General features: G+C 63.4%; 17 protein-coding genes and 1 tRNA gene. 12 read left to right on the top strand and 6 right to left on the bottom strand.

All coding sequences use genetic code 11. The annotated features are described in order from the left end of the window. Positions 1 to 66 precede the first annotated feature (66 nt). The 8 genes from DDE20_RS09400 (at position 67) to DDE20_RS09365 (ending at position 10255) form a co-directional block, all read left to right on the top strand. Positions 67 to 2028 (top strand): AMP-binding protein, encoded by a 1962-nt coding sequence (locus DDE20_RS09400; protein WP_116558215.1) that lies wholly within the window; start codon positions 67 to 69, stop codon positions 2026 to 2028. 26 nt (positions 2029 to 2054) lie between these two features. After that, complete coding sequence (locus tag DDE20_RS09395; RefSeq protein ID WP_116558214.1) at positions 2055 to 2876, top strand: ABC transporter ATP-binding protein; 822 nt, start codon at positions 2055 to 2057, stop codon at positions 2874 to 2876. Between the two features lie 29 nt (positions 2877 to 2905). Beyond that, entirely contained in the window at positions 2906 to 3907 is a 1002-nt protein-coding gene (locus DDE20_RS09390) for a branched-chain amino acid ABC transporter permease (protein ID WP_116558213.1), read from the top strand. Between the two features lie 4 nt (positions 3908 to 3911). Further along, complete coding sequence (locus DDE20_RS09385) at positions 3912 to 4988, top strand: branched-chain amino acid ABC transporter permease (RefSeq protein WP_116558212.1); 1077 nt, start codon at positions 3912 to 3914, stop codon at positions 4986 to 4988. Positions 4989 to 5074: 86 nt separating this feature from the next. Beyond that, entirely contained in the window at positions 5075 to 6367 is a 1293-nt protein-coding gene (locus tag DDE20_RS09380) for an ABC transporter substrate-binding protein (RefSeq protein WP_420812363.1), read from the top strand. Positions 6368 to 6458: 91 nt separating this feature from the next. After that, positions 6459 to 7301, top strand: coding sequence for an ABC transporter ATP-binding protein (locus tag DDE20_RS09375; protein WP_116558211.1), 843 nt, complete (start codon positions 6459 to 6461; stop codon positions 7299 to 7301). Between the two features lie 90 nt (positions 7302 to 7391). Continuing rightward, a complete protein-coding gene (locus DDE20_RS09370) occupies positions 7392 to 8591 on the top strand; it encodes a phenylacetate--CoA ligase family protein (RefSeq protein ID WP_116558210.1) in 1200 nt (399 codons plus the stop codon). Between the two features lie 29 nt (positions 8592 to 8620). Beyond that, complete coding sequence (locus tag DDE20_RS09365; RefSeq protein ID WP_116558209.1) at positions 8621 to 10255, top strand: peptidoglycan-binding domain-containing protein; 1635 nt, start codon at positions 8621 to 8623, stop codon at positions 10253 to 10255. A 640-nt stretch (positions 10256 to 10895) separates the two neighbouring features. On the opposite strand, the gene ykgO is transcribed toward DDE20_RS09365, so the two are convergent. Further along, positions 10896 to 11021, bottom strand: a complete 126-nt coding sequence (ykgO, locus tag DDE20_RS09360; protein WP_114966321.1) for a type B 50S ribosomal protein L36 — start codon at positions 11019 to 11021, stop codon at positions 10896 to 10898. Between the two features lie 110 nt (positions 11022 to 11131). Continuing rightward, positions 11132 to 11206: transfer RNA gene (locus DDE20_RS09355), tRNA-Val, on the bottom strand. 126 nt (positions 11207 to 11332) lie between these two features. Between DDE20_RS09355 and DDE20_RS09350 the strand changes: the two genes are divergently transcribed. Next, positions 11333 to 12196: an N-formylglutamate amidohydrolase gene (locus DDE20_RS09350; RefSeq protein ID WP_116558208.1), complete on the top strand. Its 864-nt coding sequence runs from the start codon at positions 11333 to 11335 to the stop codon at positions 12194 to 12196. Positions 12197 to 12219: 23 nt separating this feature from the next. Here the strand turns inward: DDE20_RS09350 and DDE20_RS09345 are convergent, their stop codons facing one another. Next, complete coding sequence (locus DDE20_RS09345) at positions 12220 to 13278, bottom strand: CobW family GTP-binding protein (RefSeq protein WP_116558207.1); 1059 nt, start codon at positions 13276 to 13278, stop codon at positions 12220 to 12222. A gap of 197 nt (positions 13279 to 13475) precedes the next feature. Here DDE20_RS09345 and DDE20_RS09340 point away from each other — a divergent pair, with 197 nt between their 5' ends. After that, entirely contained in the window at positions 13476 to 14045 is a 570-nt protein-coding gene (locus tag DDE20_RS09340; protein WP_116558206.1) for a L,D-transpeptidase, read from the top strand. On the opposite strand, the gene DDE20_RS09335 is transcribed toward DDE20_RS09340, so the two are convergent. Together DDE20_RS09335 and trpS are read right to left on the bottom strand one after the other, a co-directional pair. Further along, a complete protein-coding gene (locus tag DDE20_RS09335; protein ID WP_116558205.1) occupies positions 14042 to 15160 on the bottom strand; it encodes a hypothetical protein in 1119 nt (372 codons plus the stop codon). The two genes, DDE20_RS09340 and DDE20_RS09335, sit on opposite strands and share 4 nt — an antisense overlap. Positions 15161 to 15352: 192 nt before the next feature. Continuing rightward, entirely contained in the window at positions 15353 to 16402 is a 1050-nt protein-coding gene (trpS, locus tag DDE20_RS09330; RefSeq protein WP_116558204.1) for a tryptophan--tRNA ligase, read from the bottom strand. A 111-nt stretch (positions 16403 to 16513) separates the two neighbouring features. Between trpS and DDE20_RS09325 the strand changes: the two genes are divergently transcribed. Continuing rightward, complete coding sequence (locus tag DDE20_RS09325; protein WP_116558203.1) at positions 16514 to 17242, top strand: rhomboid family intramembrane serine protease; 729 nt, start codon at positions 16514 to 16516, stop codon at positions 17240 to 17242. An 80-nt stretch (positions 17243 to 17322) separates the two neighbouring features. Continuing rightward, entirely contained in the window at positions 17323 to 17559 is a 237-nt protein-coding gene (locus DDE20_RS09320; RefSeq protein WP_116558202.1) for a GlsB/YeaQ/YmgE family stress response membrane protein, read from the top strand. Between the two features lie 34 nt (positions 17560 to 17593). On the opposite strand, the gene murJ is transcribed toward DDE20_RS09320, so the two are convergent. Continuing rightward, positions 17594 to 19150, bottom strand: a complete 1557-nt coding sequence (gene murJ, locus DDE20_RS09315) for a murein biosynthesis integral membrane protein MurJ (protein WP_116558201.1) — start codon at positions 19148 to 19150, stop codon at positions 17594 to 17596. Position 19151 lies beyond the last annotated feature (1 nt).

The raw sequence follows: 19151 nt of genomic DNA, 5'->3' as shown, positions 1-19151 counted from the left end.
TGATGTGGGGACGCGCACTGGTCCTTGGCCCTGCTGCGCAATGGGAGGAGACAAGGGGTGACGACGATGGCAACGCAGGCGGACCTTCAGTCCGTGCCAGCTCTGTTGGCGCGCAACGCGACCCGATACGCCAGCCTGACGGCATACCGCGAGAAAGAATTCGGCATCTGGCAGGCCTGGACCTGGGCGCAGGCGGCCGAAGAGGTCAACGCGATGGCGCTGGGCTTTCTGGCGCTGGGAATGGAGCGCGGCGACCATGTGGCGATCATCGGTCGCAACCGTCCGGCGCTCTATTGGGCGATGGTCGCGGCGCAATCCGTGGGCGCGATTCCGGTGCCGCAATACGCCGATGCGGTTGCCGAAGAAATGGCCTATGTGCTCGAGCATTGCGGCGCGCGTTTTGCGATCTGCGGCGACCAGGAGCAGGTCGATAAGGTCATCGAAGTGCAGGACACCGTCGATTGCGTCGAGACAATCCTCTATTTGGACAAGCGCGGCATGCGCAAATACGACCACACCAGCATGAACTGGTTGATGGATGTGCAAGACGAGGGCCGTGCCGCCCGCCAACGCTTCGAGCCGGAGCTGAAAAAGCGCATTGCCGAACTCAACTACGACAGCACCTGCGTGATGCTCTACACCTCGGGCACCACCGGCAAGCCCAAGGGCGTGGTGATGTCGAACCGCAACATCATCGAGGCGTCAAAATCCTCGAGCGAATTCGACAATCTCACCCACCGCGAGGAAATTCTGGCTTACCTGCCAATGGCTTGGGTCGGCGATTTCATCTTTGCCGTGGGGCAGGCCTATTGGGCTGGTTTCACCGTCAACTGCCCGGAAAGCGCGGCGACCATGCTCACCGACTTGCGCGAGATCGGGCCGACCTATTATTTCGCCCCGCCGCGGGTGTTCGAGACCATGCTGACCACGGTGATGATCCGCATGGAGGACGCCGGCGCCACCAAGAAAAAGATGTTCGACACCTATATGGCGCATGCGCGCAAGGTTGGCGGGCTGATCCTTGACGGCAAGCCGGTCAACGCCTCGGACCGGATGAAATACCGCATCGGCGAGATGCTGGTCTACGGGCCGCTGAAAAACACGCTGGGCCTGACCAATATCCGCGTCGCCTATACCGCCGGTGAGGCAATCGGGCCCGAGATCTTTGATTTCTACCGTTCGCTGGGGATCAACCTGAAACAGCTTTACGGCCAGACCGAGGCTTCGGTGTTCATCACCCAGCAGCCCGACGGCGAGGTGCGCTCGGATACCGTCGGCGTGCCCAGCCCCGGTGTCGAGGTGCGCATCGGCGACAATGGCGAGGTCTTCTACCGCTCGCCGGGCACCTTTGTGGAGTATTACAAGAACCCCGAATCCACCGCTTCGACCAAAGACCCCGAGGGTTGGGTCGCCACCGGCGATGCCGGGTTCTTTGAGGAAGGCACCGGCCATCTGCGGATCATCGACCGCGCCAAGGATGTCGGCAAAATGGCCAATGGCGCGCTGTTCGCGCCGAAATACGTGGAGAACAAACTCAAGTTCTTCCCCTCGATCCTTGAAGCGGTGGTCTTTGGCAACACCCGCGACCGCTGCACCGCCTTTATCAATATCGACCTGACCGCGGTGGGCAATTGGGCTGAGCGCAACAACATCGCCTATTCCAGCTATCAGGAGCTCGCCGGTCACCCGCAGGTGCTGGAGATGATGCAGGGCCATGTCGAAGAGGTGAACGAAAGCGTCGCCCAAGACCCGATGCTGTCAAGCTGCCAGATCCACAGATTTCTGATCCTGCACAAAGAGTTGGACGCCGATGACGGCGAGATGACCCGCACCCGCAAAGTGCGCCGCCGGATCGTCGAAGAGAAATTCGCCGACCTGATCGCCGGTCTCTATGAGGGCGCGGATCAGGTCTATACCGAGACCGAAGTGACCTATGAAGACGGGCGCAAGGGCGCAATCAAAGCTACGGTCGAACTGCGCGATGCACGGGTGTTTGACACCGTGGCCGCCTCTGTTGCGGCGCAATGACGGTGGAACAAAGGGAACAGGTGCCGATGCTGGACACGCAGACCGAGGGTTATGTCACCGCCGATGGGCGCCAGATTGGCGGCGTGGTGATGGAGCTCAAGAATATCACCCTGCGCTTTGGCGGCGTGGTCGCGATCAAGGATATCAGCTTTGACATTCGTCACGGCGAGATCCGCGCGATCATCGGGCCGAACGGGGCGGGGAAATCCTCGATGCTCAACGTCATTTCGGGGTTCTATAACCCGCAAGAAGGCGAGCTGATCTACAAGGGCTATAAACGCCCGCAGATGCGCCCCTATAAGGTCTCGCGCATGGGCATTGCGCGGACCTTCCAGAACATCGCGCTGTTCGAGGGCATGTCGGTGCTCGACAACATCATGACCGGCCGCATGCACCATATGAAGGCAGGGTTTCTGAGCCAGGCATTCTGGTGGGGCGCGGCGGCGCGCGAAGAGGCCGAGAACCGCGAAGCGGTCGAGAAGATCATCGACTTTCTGGAAATTCAGGCGATCCGCAAAACCCCGGTCTCGCGCCTGCCCTACGGGTTGAAAAAGCGCGTCGAACTGGCCCGCGCCTTGGCCGCCGAGCCGCAGATCCTGCTGCTCGATGAGCCGATGGCGGGCATGAACGTCGAGGAAAAAGAGGACATGAGCCGCTTTATTCTCGATGTGAACGACGAATTCGGCACCACCACGGTGTTGATCGAGCACGATATGGGCGTGGTCATGGACCTGTCCGACCGTGTCGTGGTGATGGATTACGGCAAGAAAATCGGCGACGGCACCCCCGAAGAGGTGATGAACAACCAGGATGTCATCGACGCATATCTGGGGGTCTCACATGACTGATTTTATCCGCATTCGACTGGGGGGCCGCCGTGTCTGATACCGTTCTTTTCGCCTTCGAGGCCGCGATCAACGGTTTGACCGTCGGCATCATGTATTCGCTGGTGGCGCTGGGCTTTGTGCTGATTTTCAAAGCCTCGGGGATCTTCAACTTCGCGCAGGGCGTGATGGCGCTATTCGCGGCGCTGACCCTCGTTGGCTTGCAAGAGGGCGCGATTCCCTTCGCGCATCTGATCAACGCCACTTTCGGCACTTCGATCCATCACTTCGGGTTCAATATCCCGACGCTGATCGCGATTCCGCTGACCATCGCGGTGATGGTCGGCTTTGCCTGGCTGGTTGAGCGCATCGTGCTCAAGCATCTGGTCAACCAAGAGCCGATCATCCTGTTCATGGCGACCATCGGTCTGGCCTATTTCCTTGAGGGTCTCGGCGACATCATGTGGGGCGCCGAGGTCAAGCGTCTCGATGTCGGTCTGCCGCAGGGGGGCAATATCTGGTTCGAGGAAAACACCCAGTGGCTGGGCTTCGGCAACGAGAATTTCTACGGCTTCTACATCGACACGCTGAACCTCTATGCGCTGGTGATCGCCGCGATTCTGGTGACCGCGCTGGTGATCTTTTCGCAATACACCAAACAGGGCCGCGCCCTGCGGGCGGTGGCCGATGATCACCAGGCGGCGCTCTCGGTTGGCATTTCGCTGCGCTTTATCTGGGTGCTGACCTGGTCGATCGCGGGCATCGTGGCGCTGGTCGCGGGGATCATGTGGGGCTCGAAATCCGGCGTGCAATTCTCGCTCTCGCTGATCGCGCTCAAGGCTTTGCCGGTGCTGATCTTGGGCGGCTTCACCTCGATCCCCGGCGCGATTGTCGGCGGGTTGTTGATCGGGGTCGGCGAGAAACTCTTCGATTTCTTCATGCAGCCGATCATCGGTGGCGCGACCGAAAACTGGTTCGCCTATATGCTGGCCTTGGCCTTCCTGCTGTTCCGCCCTCAGGGCTTGTTCGGCGAAAAAATCATCGAGAGGGTCTGAGACTATGCTCTACCGTGAAGCCGGCGATTTCAAATCGACCTATCCCAGCGACAACCAGACCTTTCCGATCCGCTTTGACCGCTATGCCTATTGGGCGCTGATCGGCTTTGCCTTTCTGGTGGTGCCGTTCCTGCTGACCGATTACTGGGCGAATTCCATCGTCATCCCGCTGCTGATCTATGTGATCGCGGCCTTGGGGCTGAACATCCTGATCGGCTACTGCGGGCAGCTCTCGCTGGGCACCGGCGCCTTCATGGCGGTGGGCGCTTACGCGACCTTCAAGCTGACCACCGCCTTTCCGTGGATGCCGATCTACATCGTGTTCATCCTCGCCGGTCTGGTCACCGCCGCGGTTGGGGTGTTGTTCGGCCTGCCGTCCCTCAAGATCAAGGGTTTCTATCTGGCGGTGGCAACGCTGGCGGCGCAGTTCTTCCTGATCTGGCTGTTCACGCGGGTGGGCTGGTTCTTCAACGACTCCGCCACCGGCATGATCTCGATGCCCGAGCGCACCGTGTTTGGCGTTCTGGTCACCGGCCCCGCAGCCAGCGCGATGGCGGTCTATATGACCTGTCTGGTCTTTGTTGTCGGCATGGCATGGCTGGCGCGCAATCTGACCCGTGGCACCGTCGGGCGGACATGGATGTCGATCCGCGACATGGATATCGCCGCCGAGATTATCGGGGTGAACCCGCTGATCGCCAAGCTGACCGCCTTTGCGGTGTCGTCCTTCTTTGTCGGCGTCGCCGGAGCCTTGTTGTTCGGTGTCTATCTGGGTGCCGCCGAAGCCGGTGAGGCCTTTGGCATCAACAAGTCGTTCCTTGTGCTGTTCATGGTGATCATCGGCGGCCTCGGCTCGATCCTCGGCTCGTTTCTGGGCGCGGCCTTCCTGATCGTGCTGCCGGTGCTGCTCAAGGTGTTCTTGGTCGATGCGCTGGGCTGGCCTGCCGATCTGGCGCGGCATCTTGAGGTGATGATCATCGGCGCGCTGATCGTGCTGGTGCTGATCGTCGAGCCCCACGGCATGGCGGCGCTCTGGCGCACCGCCAAAGAGAAACTACGCCTCTGGCCCTTCCCGCATTAAGCGGGGCGCGGCCCTCAAGACCAAACGTCCGAACGACCATAAGACCGAACGTAAGACCGAAAATTCATCGACTGGGAGGAGAACCAATGAAGATGATGAAACTGGCCGTGGGTATCGCGGCAACCCTGTCCGTGGCCGCTCCGGCGCTCGCACAGGACCTGCATTTTCCAATGCTCAACTACCGCACCGGGCCCTACGCCCCCGGCGGCATTCCCTTCGCGGACGGGTATCAGGACTATCTGACCCTGCTCAACGAGCGCGATGGCGGTATCGGCGGCGTGCCGATCCGGCTGAGCGAATGCGAAACCGCCTATAACACCGAGCGCGGCGTGGAATGCTATGAGGGTATCCGCGACGACAGCCCGCTGGTCATCCAGCCGCTGTCCACCGGCATCACCTATCAGCTGATCCCGCGCGTCACCGAAGATGGCATCCCGATGCACACCATGGGCTACGGGCGCACCTCGGCGGTGATCGGTGACAGCTTCCCTTGGGTGTTCAACTATCCCGCCAACTATTGGGATGGCGCCTCGGTGGCGATCAACCATCTGCTCGAGCAGAACGACGGCTCGCTCGAGGGCAAGAAGATCGTTCTGGTCTATCACAACTCGGCCTACGGTCGTGAGCCGATCCGTACGCTGGAAACTCTGGCCGAGCGTTACGGCTTCGAGTTCAACCCGCTGGCCGTTGACCACCCCGGTCAGGAGCAGGGCTCGCAATGGCTGCAAATCCGCCGTGAGCGTCCCGATTATGTGATCATGTATGGCTGGGGCGTGATGAACGCGGTCGCCATTCAAGAAGCCGCGAACATCCGCTTTCCGATGGAGAACTTCATCGGTATCTGGTGGTCGGGTTCGGAGAATGACGTGCTGCCGGTTGGCGATGGTGCTGACGGTTACACCGCGTTGACCTTCCACGGTGTTGGCACCGATTATCCGGTCTATGACGAAATCCAGCAGTATGTTGTCGACGCCGGTATGGCGGCAGGCAATGGCGACCAGATCGGCTCGGCGGTCTATTCGCGCGGTCTCTACGCGGCGATGCTGGCCTCGGAAGCGGCACGCACCGCGCAGGAGATCCACGGTGTTGCCGAGATCACCCCGGCGATGATGCGTGACGGGATGGAAGCGTTGAGCCTTACCGAAGAGCGTCTGACCGAACTCGGTCTGCCGGGCTTTTCGGCACCGTTCAACGTCTCCTGTGAGAACCACGGTGGTTCGGGTGCGGCGATGCTGCAGCAATGGGATGCCGACACCGGCACCTGGAGCCTGATCACCGACTGGATCGACGCCGACCGCGAATTGGTCACCGAACTGGCGGCGGAAGATGCCGCTGCCTATGCCGCCGAAAACGGCATCGAATCGCATTGCGACATGTGATCTGAGACCGGCTTGACCCCGGCGGGCGCGCCCCTGTGCGCCCGCCACCCCCTGCCGCACTAAGTGGCCGCTTTATGTGACGGAACGCACCATGATTGACCCCGCCGCCGAGACCGAGATCACCGCAACGCCCGAGACGCTGCTCGAGATCAACAATATCGAGGTGATCTACAACCACGTGATCCTTGTGCTGAAGGGCGTCAGCCTGTCGGTGCCCAAGGGCGGGATCACGGCGCTTCTGGGCGGCAATGGCGCGGGCAAATCGACCACGCTGAAATCCATCTCGGGACTGTTGCGGTCCGAGCGCGGCGATATCACCAAAGGTTCGATTTCCTACCGTGGCCAGCGTCTGACCGGCGAGAATCCGGCGGATCAAGTGTCGAAAGGTCTGATTCAGGTGATGGAGGGCCGGCATTGTTTCGAGCATCTCACCGTTGAGGAAAACCTGCTGACCGGCTCTTATACCCGCACCCAAGGCCGCGCCGCGATCGCTGCCGACCTTGAGATGGTCTATGATTATTTCCCGCGCCTCAAAGAGCGCCGCAAATCGCAGGCGGGCTACACCTCGGGCGGTGAGCAACAGATGGTGGCGATCGGCCGCGCGATGATGGCCCGCCCCGAGATGATCCTGCTTGATGAGCCCTCGATGGGTCTGGCGCCGCAGCTCGTTGAGCAAATCTTCACCATCGTCAAACGTCTCAACGAAGAGCAGGGCGTGACCTTCCTTCTGGCCGAGCAGAACACCAATGTCGCGCTGCGCTTCGCCCATACCGGCTACATTCTCGAGAATGGCCGTGTGGTGATGGAAGGCACGGCCAAAGACCTGCGCGAGAATCCCGATGTGAAAGAGTTTTATCTGGGCATGTCCGACAAGGGCCGCCGGAGTTTCCGCGAAGTGCGCAGCTACCGCCGCCGCAAGCGTTGGCTGGCCTGATCCCGAAAGGGGTCGGCAAGGATTGGTGAAAGCGCCGCGCAAAGCGATGCGCGCAGGCGAAGGATTGGGGACAAGGAGCCCTGAGCACAGATGAGCAAGTTTTTCGACAAGCTGGAAACCCGCAGCGCCGACCAGCGCGCCGCCGAGCAATCCGCCTTGCTGCGGCAGCGGCTCTCGGCGATCACCATCGCCCCCGAGGGCTGGCAAGAGGCCGCCGCACAGGTGCATTCCGCCGAGGATCTGCCGAAACTGCCGGTGCTGCGCAAATCCGACCTCTCATCCTGGCAAAAACAGCGCCCGCCCTTTGGTGGCATCGCGGTCTCGAATGTCGCGCATTATTTCCAATCCCCCGGCCCAATCTATGAGCCGGGCGGGGTGACGCCCGATTGGTGGCGTATGGGCCGGTTCCTGCATGCTTCGGGCATCGGTGCGGCGGATATCGTGCAGAACTGCTTTTCCTATCATCTCGTGCCCGCCGGTATGATGTTTGAAAACGGCGCCCGCGCGGTCGGCGCAGCGGTGCTGCCCGCGGGCACCGGCCAGACCGAACTGCAGGTGCAAGCGGCGCGCGATATTGGCTGCACCGCCTATGCGGGCACGCCCGATTACCTGAAGATCATCCTCGATAAAGCCGACGAGATGGGCGTCAAACTGGCGATCACCAAGGCGGTGGTCGGCGGCGGCGCGCTCTTCCCCAGCCTGCGCCAGCATTACGCCGATCTCGGCATCACCACGCGGCAATGCTATGCCACCGCCGATCTGGGCAATATCGCCTATGAGACCGATGCACTGGAGGGCATGGTGATCGACGAGGGTGTGATCGTCGAGATCGTGCGCCCCGGCACCGGCGATCCCGTCGCCCATGGCGAGGTCGGCGAAGTCGTGGTCACCAGCCTCAACCCCGATTACCCGCTGATCCGCTTTGCCACCGGCGATATGTCGGCGATCATGGACGGGACCAGCCCCTGTGGCCGCAGCAACCTGCGCATCAAGGGCTGGATGGGCCGCGCCGACCAGACCACCAAGATCAAGGGCATGTTCGTGCGCCCCGAGCAGGTCGCCGCCTTTGTCAGCCGCCATGATGAGGTCAGCCGCGCCCGCGTGGTCGCCTCGCGCGATGGCGAAATGGATGTGATGACCGTGCAGATCGAAACCCGCGCATCGAATCCGGCGCTCTATGAGGGCACGCTTCTGGATACGCTGAAACTGCGCGGCAAGGTCGAACTGGTGCCGCCCGGATCTTTGCCGAATGACGGGAAGGTGATCGAAGATCTGCGCAGTTATGAGTAACCTGTAACCTCCGCAAACACGGAGGTGACATGTTTAGGCGAATTCTCACAGCCACGGCATTCTGGATCGTGACCCTCTTGCCGGCGCAGGCATCAACCGGCATCGCATTGGTGATTGCCAATCAGAATTACGACCGGGTGCGCAATGCACAGGGCGCGGGCAGCGTGCTGCAATCGGTGCGGCGTCTCGAGGAAATGGGCTTTCGCGTCGAACTGGCGACCGACCTCTCGGCACCGGCGATGGAGGCGGCGCTGACGCAGCTGTCCGGCGCGCTTGGTGATCCCGCTAATGAACGCGTGGTGATCGTCTATTCGGGCCATGTGGTGAGCGCCAAATATGGCACTTGGCTGATGGGCACCGAGGCCACGGCGGCGGACCCCGATAGCGTCGCGCGTCAGGGCGTGCGGCTGCAGCGCCTGCTGGATCTGGCCGCGCAGCGTCAGGGCGGGGCGATTGTGGCGATTGCCGATTACGGCTTTCCGCAGGTCAATGCGCAGGGGTTCAGCAGTGGCCTGCCGGGCAGTGTCGCGGTGCCGCAGGGGGTCTCGCTGGTGCGCGGCTCCGGCGCCGGTGTCACCGAGTTTTTGCGCGCGATTGCCGCCCCCGGGGTGAATATCGGCACATTGGTGCGGCGCCGTGGCTCGGTGCAGCTCGAGGGGTTTGATCCGCATCTGCTGACCTTCCTGCCCGCCGATCATCAACCGGTGGTCGACTTCGAACTGCAGGCATGGGAATCGGCGGTCTCGACGCATTCGATCGAGGGCTATCAGGCGTTTCTCGGCGAGTATCCCAATGGCACCTATGCCGAACAGGCGCGCGCCGAGTTACAAAGCCTGCAAAACACGCCCGAGCGTATCGAGGCAGCGCTGAACCTGTCGCGCAACGAGCGCCGCGCGATCCAGCGCGATCTGACCATCCTTGGCTATGAGCCGCGCGGCATCGACGGGATTTTCGGCAGCGGCACCCGCGCCGCCATCGCCTCATGGCAGGGCAATAACGGTCATGCGCGGACCAGCTTCCTCAACCGTGACCAGATCTTTGCGCTGGCCCAGCAGGGCGCCCAGCGGGCGGCAGAGCTTGAAGCCGAGGCGCGTGCCCGCCAGCAGGCCGAAGAGCGCCGCGACCGTGCTTTCTGGCGCGATACCGGCTCGGGGCAGGATGAGGTCGGGCTGCGCTCGTATCTCGAGAATTTCCCCGACGGGATTTTCTCGAATGTCGCGCAGCAGCGGCTTGACCGGATCGAAGCCGACCGCCGCGCCGCCGCACAGGCCCGCGACCGAGCGGCTTGGGATCAGGCGCGGCAGGCGGACCGGATACCGGCCTACCGTCAGTATATCCGCGACTTCCCCGACGGCGCCTTTGTCGAACAGGCGCGCACCCGCATCCGGCAGCTTAACGCCCCCGAGGTGCCCGATCCCAATATTGAGGCCGCTCAGGCCGCCGAGGCCGCGCTCAGATTGCCGCGGTTCACCCGCGAGATCATCGAGCAGCGTCTGGCCGCAATGGGGCTCGAGCCGGGGCCGGTGGACGGGAATTTCAACAACCACACCCGCCGCGCGATCCGGCGCTATCAACGGGCGTCGAATATGCCGGTGACCGGCTATCTGACCCAAGCGATCGTCGCGCGGCTGCTGGCCGAGGGGGTCATAGATTTGCTGCGCTAAGCAATGGGTGCCCCCGTTCCGGCGGGGGCGCCCCTAAGCCTAAGCTTAAGCCCGTGGGAACCACGGGCCGCACCCGACCCTCCCCCGGGGAGGGCGCGCTGGCGATGCCCTTCACAGCCCAGCCGACATCGATGCTTCGAGGCGCATCACATCGTTCAAATGATAGAGGCGCCCACCCAGTGTCGGGCTCGTCCCTTTGCGCTTTGACTTCGGTCCTGATCCCAATCGGAACGTCCCAAGTCAACATCGGGAAGCACTTCACAGCCATTCAACCCGTCAGGCCCGTGGCCCCACGGGCCGCGCCCGACCGTCCCCATGGGAGGGCGCATTGGCGATGTCATTCACTGACCACACGCCATGGATGCTTTAGGGCGCTGCACTTCGTTCAAATGGTGCAAGCGCCCACCCAGGGTCGGGCGCGTCCCTTTGCGCTTTGCTCGGAGCGGGGGAATCGATAGCGCTCTTTGGGAAAGCCGCTCACACGCAGCTCAACTCGCCACCCCAGCGTACCCCAGAAATGACTGTGGCGGCGGGGCGCTGATTCGCCACCCGCCGCCACCGCATCACTCTCGCCACTGGCAAGACATGCAAAAAGCCGCCACGGTTTCCCGGGCGGCCCTGCGTATCGCGATCGTTCGGATCAGCCCTGACGAGCCTTGAACTTACGCTGGGTCTTGTTGATCACGTAAACGCGGCCTTTGCGGCGCACGATTTGGCAATCCCGGTGGCGCTGCTTGAGCGAGCGCAGCGAATTTCTGACCTTCATGGCCTTCTCCTCTTCGCGGCGCGCGAGCGCCTTGAAACATTAACGCCCCCGACGAGGGGCGTGGTGGTCCCGATTCTGCGTAAACAGGACGGGGCCTGTCTAGACAATAATGGTGGGCACGACAAGGTTCGAACTTGTGACCCCTTCGATGTCAACGAAGTGCTCTACCACTGAGCTACGCGCCCTGACTTGGCCATTGCCCGAAGGCTGACTTCATCAATGAAGGGGTCTATAGAAGGGATCGGGATGATGTTCAAGGGCTTTGTGTGCATGGATTTTCATAGATATACTCTGGCGCAAAGGAGCACCGCATGCCGATAGCCGCCCAGATCGCAGAACCCCTGCGCGCCACCTCGCCTGTGGTCTTTGCCTCGCCGCATTCGGGGCGGGTCTATCCGGCGGCATTTCTGGCCGAGGCGCAGCTGCCGGAACTGATTTTGCGCTCGTCCGAGGATGCATTTGTTGATCAATTGCTGGCCTCGGCCCCCGAATTCGGGGCGCCCTTGTTAACCACGCAGGTGCCGCGCGCCTATGTCGATTTCAACCGCGACGCTGATGAGCTGGACCCCGCGCTGATCCTTGGCGCACCGCGCGCCGGTTTGAACCCGCGGGTGGCCTCGGGGCTGGGGGTGGTGGCGCGGGTGGTGTCGAATGGGCGCGCGATCTACCGCGGCAAAATTCCCCTCAGCGAGGCGCAGGCGCGAATCACCGCCTATTGGCATCCCTATCACACTGCGCTGACCGGCCTGTTGGAGCGCCAGCACCGGCGATTCGGGCAGGTCCTGCTCTGTGATTTCCACTCGATGCCGCATGAGGCGCTGACCGGCCATGTCGCCCGTGGTGCGCGGCGCCCGCAGATCATCATCGGCGACCGCTGGGGCGCCGCCTGTGCCCCCGCAATCGTCGATCAGGTTGAGGCGATCTGGCGCAAGACCGGCCTCACCGTGGCGCGCAATGCGCCCTTCGCCGGCGCCTATATCACCCAGCGCTACGGCCAGCCCTCGACCGGCATGAATGTGGTGCAGATCGAGATCGACCGCGCGCTTTATATGGATGAAGCCAAGATCGCGCCCTCGGCAGATTTCGCCGCCTTCCAGGGCCTGATGCGCGGCGTCATCGCCGAGCTTGCCGCGCTCGATACCGGCGCCGGGGTGTTCGATTTGGCGGCGGAATAACCCCGCAGCCTGCCACAGGGCGCCTATAGGCGGTGCTCGGTGACTTCCGGCTGTGACTGCAAAAGCGCAAGGCTCTCGGCCAGATAGCCCTCGGGCAGATCGCGCCCGATCACCACGATCCGGCTGATCCTGTCATCCGCGGGCCAATGCGGCAGCGGCACCGGCGGGTGGAAAATATGCTGCACCCCGTGGAGCGCGAAGGGATGCGCCATCCCGTCGACATGCACCACGCCCTTGAGCCGCAAAATCCCCGTCGCCGCGCTCATCAGCGCATCCAGCCAAAGATCAAAGACAATCGGCGAGACCGGCGCGGCAATCTCGATCGCCTGCGAGGTGATCCGCCCGTCATGCGCGCCGGTATCGGCAAGGGGCAGGGGGGAAGCTTTGCGCTCGGACAATCCGCTCAGCCGGGGCAATGCGGCGGGCGCCGCCACCCATGAGAGCGCCTGCGCCTGCGTGCTGCTCTGCCGCGGTGCCACGCCAAACAAACGCCGCGGCTCAATCGCCCCCTGCACCGCAACGCCCTGCGGCGCCCCTGGATTGAGCGCCGCAAGCCGCGCCTCGAATGCCGCGCGCTCTTCTGGCGACACCAGATCGGTCTTGGTTAGGATGATCCGGTCGGCCATCGCGATCTGCTGCACCGCCTCGAAATGCCGGTCCAGCGTCGCCATGCCGGTCGCCGCATCCGCCGTCGCCAGCACCCCGTCGAGCATGAAATCATTGGACAACTCGCCGTCCATCACCAAGGTCTGCACAATCGGGCCGGGGTCGGCGATACCGGTGGTCTCGATCACCACACGGTCAAAATCGACCTCGCCAATCTCGCGCCGGTCGCGCAATCCGGCCAGCGTCTGCGCCAGATCGCCGCGCAGCTCGCAACACAGACAGCCCGAGCGCATCAGCACCATCGCCTCGGTGGCGCTCTCGATCAGGTCATGGTCCAGCCCGATCTCGCCGAACTCATTGATCACCACGGCCACCCGGTCCATCTGCGGATCGCGCAGCAGCGCATTCAGCAGTGTGGTTTTGCCCGAGCCCAGAAAGCCGGTGAGCAGGGTGACAGGAATCGGTTGCGCAGACATCGGCACCTCACAGCGTTTCGCCCATTGCACCCGCGCGGGGCAGGGTCTCCGCTGCCTAGCACCCGCGCCACGCCGCGCCAAGCGTCCGGTCTGCTCGAGGATTTGCGGGTCTGGCGGCAATGTGACCGCGCCGCGCTGGCGCTTTCTGTGGCACCTGCGTAGCTCTGGCCCATCGAGCTGAAAAAAGGACAGGAACAATGACCCAGTCACTCATTAGCCGCCGCGCCGTATTGACCGCCGGAGCCGCCGCCCTGGCGATGCCCGCGCTCTCGCTGCGCGCCAAGGCTGAAGACCTCCCGCAGGTCACCCGCCACAATGTGATGGGCTTTCGCGCGCAGGACTGGCGCCCCTATTTCGACACGCTCGCACGCGGTGCAATCCTCTGCGACATGGACTCGCGGGTGCTACATTTCTGGGGCGCTGATGGCAGCTACCGCCTCTATCCCAGCACCGTGCCGATCAGCGAAGACTACACCCGCCGCGGCTATACCGAGATCACCCTCAAGCGCCGCAATCCGGTCTGGATCCCGACCCCCTCGATGCGCGCCGAGAACCCCGATCTCCCCGCCCGTATCGAGGCCGGTCCACTCAATCCGATGGGCACGCGGGCGCTGAACCTGACCTGGCAATACTACCGCGTTCATGGCACCGATAATATCGAGAAAATCGGCCGCCGCGCCTCCAGCGGCTGCATCGGGTTGCACAACCATCACGTCGAAGAACTCTTTGAACAGGTGATGGTCGGCACGCCGGTGCTGCTGATCTAACGCAGCACCAGACGCAGCGCCCCGCGGAGGCCCAAACGCAGCGCGGGGCGCAACAGCCGCGCCAGCAGCGGCCCAAGCAGCGCAGCCAATGAGGTCAGCGCGGCAAAGAGCCCGGCAATCACCGCGATCACCTCATCTGCCATCCGCAGCCCCAGCCGGAAGAACCGCGATTTGCCCAGCATCTCGAAGGCGCCCAAGGTGCGCGGCCCCAGCCCGTCGGCGGCGCGGCTCAACCGGGCAATCTCGGTCGGCGTATCAGCGGCGCGCATCAGATGCAGGGTCTGCCGCGCGCCCAATACCCCCTCCATCCGGCCCAGATCCTGCGCCACACGGACCGCAGGCCGCAGCACCTCGGGCCGCGCCAAGCGCAGCAGATCATCACTGCCGCGCACCGCAGGCATTCGCGCCCAATCAATGCCGAAGGTGAAGGCGCGGCGAAACACCGCCATCACCTCGGGCGCCACCCGTCCGGTCCGATGCGCCACCCGCAAGAGTGCCGCGCCGCCCTTCACCACCAAAGACGTGCCGCCGGTGACCACCACCAGGCCGGTTGCTGCAATGCCGACAAAGGCAATGCCCAGATCGACCTGATCGACCTCCAGACCGGCCAGATAATTGCCGCCCTCGCGGGTCAGTGCCACCAGATCCCCCAAAACGGTGACATTGACCGCCACCCCGCAAGCCAGCCCGAGAGAGAGATCGCAATCGCGCAGATCCCAGGCGCAGGCGGCACAGCCCAGACCCGAGGCGATCCAGCCATTGTCCTGCGCGTAAAGTGTCTGATGCCGCGCCAGCAACTCGGGCGGCAACTCCAGCCCCTGCACCTCGGCCAATTCCATCAATGCGCCGATCACCACCCAATCGCGCGGCGCCTCGTCCAGTCGTGCCGCCAAGCGCTCGGCCACCGCCTCGGATGTCGCCACCCGCTGCAAATCGCGCTCATAGGCGGCCTGCAGGTTTGACCCTACGCGCTCGACCAATAGCGTCGCGGCGGGCAATTGCGCGACCTGCCAGAGCCACCACCCGGACCAACCGAGCGACAGCGCCGCAATCACCGCCAGCACGGCACGCTCGATCCGCGCCGCCCGCCTGCGCCGCAAATCAGCTTTCTGCACTGGGGGTTTCAACCTGACCACGCGCCCAGTCTGGCGCGCAGCCGCTGCCGAGACAAGCCACGCAAGCCACCGTCATCTGTCGATAAATATCCCGGGGGTGAGGCCGCAGGCCGAGGGGGCAGCGCCCCTTGCGCGTGTAAACGCGCCCGCTGCGCGGGGGCTCGATGCCCCCCAAAGCGGCCTAACAGCAGGTCAGCGCCGCGAGCGGATCATGCCGACAATATCCAGCGTCTGCGCCAATACCGGCTCGGCGATTGCCGCCGCGCGGTCGGCGCCGGCACCCAAGATCCGGTCGATCTCGGCCGGGTCTTCCATCAACCGCCCCATCTCCACCGAGATCGGCGCCAATGACGCCACCGCCAGATCCGCCAGCTTCGGTTTGAACGCGCCAAACCCCTGCCCGGCGAATTCGCCCAGCACTGCCTCTTTGCTCATCCCCGAGAGCGCCGCATAGATATTCACCAGATTCTTCGCCTCGGGCCGTGCGTCCAGCCCTTCCATGCTCTCGGGCAGCGGCTCGGCATCGGTTTTTGCCTTGCGAATTTTCGAGGCAATCTTATCGGCGTCATCGGTCAGATTGATCCGCGAGTTGTCCGAAGGGTCGGATTTCGACATCTTCTTGCTGCCGTCGCGCAGGCTCATCACGCGCGTTGCAGCGCCTTCGATCACCGGCTCGGTGATCGGAAAGAAATCGACCTTATAGTCATGGTTGAACTTCGCCGCGATGTCGCGGGTCAGTTCCACATGTTGCTTTTGATCCTCGCCCACCGGCACATGCGTCGCGTGATAGACCAGAATATCGGCGGCCATCAGCGAGGGATAGGCGAACAGCCCCAGCGAGGCCTGTTCAGCGTTCTTGCCGGTGGTCTTGTCCTTCCACTGGGTCATCCGGTTCATCCAGCCCATCCGCGCCACGCAGTTGAACACCCAGCCCAATTCCGCATGCGCCGAGACCTGACTTTGGTTGAACAGGATCGATTTTGCCGGATCAAGCCCCGCCGCCAGATAGCCCGCCGCCAATTCGCGGGTCTGGCGGCGCAGCGCCTCGGGGTCCTGCCAAACGGTGATCGCATGCATATCGACCATGCAGTAAAGCGTCTCGATACCGCTGTCTTGCATATCCACAAAGCGTTTGATTGCGCCCAGGTAGTTGCCCAAGGTCAGCCCGCCCGAAGGCTGGATGCCGGAAAACACCCGCGGCTTGAACTTCGCATTGGAGGGGGCTGTTTGGGTCTCGGCCATGGGAAAGGCTCTCCGCAGTGGAAATTGCGTGGAAAATACGTGGAAAAATCCTAGCTCCTCGCTTATCGCTGGCAGGCGGGGGCGTCAACCGAACCAAGAGCAGGAGCCGTGATGACCAAAGACCTACACGACCAGGGCGACGCCGACCCTCTGGCCGATCTCAACGCCTCGCCGCTGAACCCGCTGCCGGGCGCGGTCTGGCTGCTGTTGATCGCGATCCTCGGGGTCGAGGCGGTGCTCTGGGCGGCCAGCGCCGGGTTCATCGGCGGGCCGCAGGCGATTGGCTGGCGGATCGAGGTGATCCAGCGCTTCGGCTTTTCCAGCGCGGTGCAGAACTGGATGCTCGAAAACCGCGCCTTTCCGGGTATGCATCTGCTGCGCTACGGCACATTCAGCTTCATCCATGGCACGCCGATGCATGCGCTGTTTGGCGCGGTGCTGGTCGCCGCTTTGGGCAAGGCTCTGGGCGATGCTTTTGGCGCGGTCCGGTTTCTGCTGCTGGCGCTTCTGACCCCGATCCTTGGCGCGATCTGTTTCGGGCTGGCAGTGGGCGAGAATGCGCAGGGCTGGCTCTTTGGCGCGATGCCGATGGCCTTTGCGCTGGTCGGCGGGTTCACCTGGCTCAGATGGCATGAGGCCGAGGGCGACGGCACCCGCCAGCGTCGTGCTTTCGCGATGATCGGCATTCTGCTGGCCGCGCGATTGGGCTTTGGCCTGCTGGCCGAGACCGGTCCCGGCTGGGTCGCCGAACTCGCCGCCTTCGTGATCGGCTACGGCCTTTCGGCCTGGGTGCTGGGTCCGGGTAGCTGGCGACGGCTGCGCGCGCGTATTCGCCGCTAGACCTGCGGATTGCGCTGCGGAACCTTTTGCGTCGTGCGGCGGTTGGTGTACTCTATGGTTTCATCAACAAGGAGCGCGACATGGGTTGGATCGGAGCAATCATCATCGGCGGTTTGGCAGGCTGGATCGCCTCGAACTTCATGAACTCCAACACCGGAATTTTCCTCAACATTATCCTCGGGATTGTCGGCGCCGCTGTTGCCAGCTTCCTGTTCGGGTTGGTGGGCGTAAATTTCTCGGGCGTGCTCGGTTATCTGATTGCCGGACTGATCGGGGCCGTGATCCTGATCTACGGCTACCGCGCGATTGCAAAGTAGGAGTGCGCCAAACAGCGCGGGTTCCTGCGTCTGCTCAACTACCGCGCCGCATGGCGGATTTGAAATCGGCAAGGCCAAACGCCCCGACCAGCGCGCCCGCGCCGAAATAGGCCACGCCGCCGATCATCACCAGTGCCAGAAGCGCCAGTGAGCGCCATGTGCCCTGCAGTGCGTCCTCCAGCCCGAGCGCGGCCAGCCAGAGCACAGCGCCCATGATCACGCTCGCCAGAATGATCCGCCACAGCCGGTCAAACAGCCGCGCGTCGGGGCGGGCCGCATCGCCCATGCTGCGCGCCCCGCGCCAGAGCTGCCAGACCATCGCCCAGCCCGCCAAAGTGGTGCCCAAAGCGGCGGCGAGAAAGCCGATGAAGGGCATCAAGCCGATGGCAATCGCGGCATTGACCACCATCGAGACCAGCGCATAGCGAAACGGCGTTTTGGTGTCCTCGCGCGCGAAATACAGCGGTTGCAGCACCTTATGCAGCACGAAAGCGGGCAGACCGACGCCATAAATCGCCAAGGCCATGGCGGTGGCGGCGCTGTCTTCTGCGCTGAACGCCCCGCGCTGGAACAGCACTGAAATCAACGGCTCGGCAATCACCACCAGCGCCACGGCGGCGGGGACGGTCAGCGCCAGCGCAAACTCCATGCCACGGCTGAAGGCCGCGCGCGCGCCCTCGGGCTCGCCGGTGCGCAACCGCCGCGCCAGTTCCGGCAGCAGCACCACGCCCACCGCAATCCCGACCACGCCAAGCGGCAGTTGATAGAGCCGGTCGGCGTAAGACAGCCATGAAATCGCGTTCTCGGTGAAGGAGGCCACCTGCCGCCCGACCACCAGATTGATCTGCACCACGCCGCCCGCCAGCACCGCGGGCACGGCAATCACCAGCATCCGCTTGAGGTCCGGCGTCAGCCGCGGCAGCCGGATGCGCAGCGAGTAGCCCGCGCGTTTGATCGCCGCGAAGACCACCACCATCTGCGCGACGCCGCCCACCGGCACCGACCAGGCCAGCACCGTGCCGATCGGCCAGCCCTGCCACGCGCCCAAGGCCAGACCGGCGATAAACGCCACATTCAGCAAGGCAGGCGCGGCGGCAGCGGCGGCAAAGCGTCCGCTGGCGTTCAGCATCCCCGACATTAACGCGGTCAATGAGATCAGCAGGATATAGGGAAAGGCAATGCGCCCGTAGAACACCGCCAGATCAAACCGCGCATCGGCGGTGAAACCGGCGGCCATGATCCAGACCAGCGCCGGCATGAAGGCCAGCGCCAGACAGGTAAAGCCCAACAGGAAACTGGCCATCAGCCAAAACGCATCGCGGGCGAAATCCTCGGCCTCGTTCAGCCCCTCGGCGCGGTCCTGCTCCAGCTTCTTGGTGAACATCGGCACAAAGGCCGCGTTAAACGCACCCTCGGCAAAGAACCGGCGGAACATATTGGGCAGCGAGAAGGCGACAAAAAACGCATCCGAGGCCGCCCCCGCCCCCAGAAACCGCGCAATCATGATGTCGCGCACAAAGCCCAGCACACGGCTGCCCAGCGTCCAGCCGCCGACGGTGGCGAAACTGCGCATCAAACGGATCGGTGTCATC

The organism is Pararhodobacter oceanensis (assembly GCF_003076755.1).
GTDB lineage: Bacteria > Pseudomonadota > Alphaproteobacteria > Rhodobacterales > Rhodobacteraceae > Pararhodobacter > Pararhodobacter oceanensis.
Note: the sequence above shows the minus strand (reverse complement) of the source record. Positions and strands in the feature narration are given on the sequence as shown.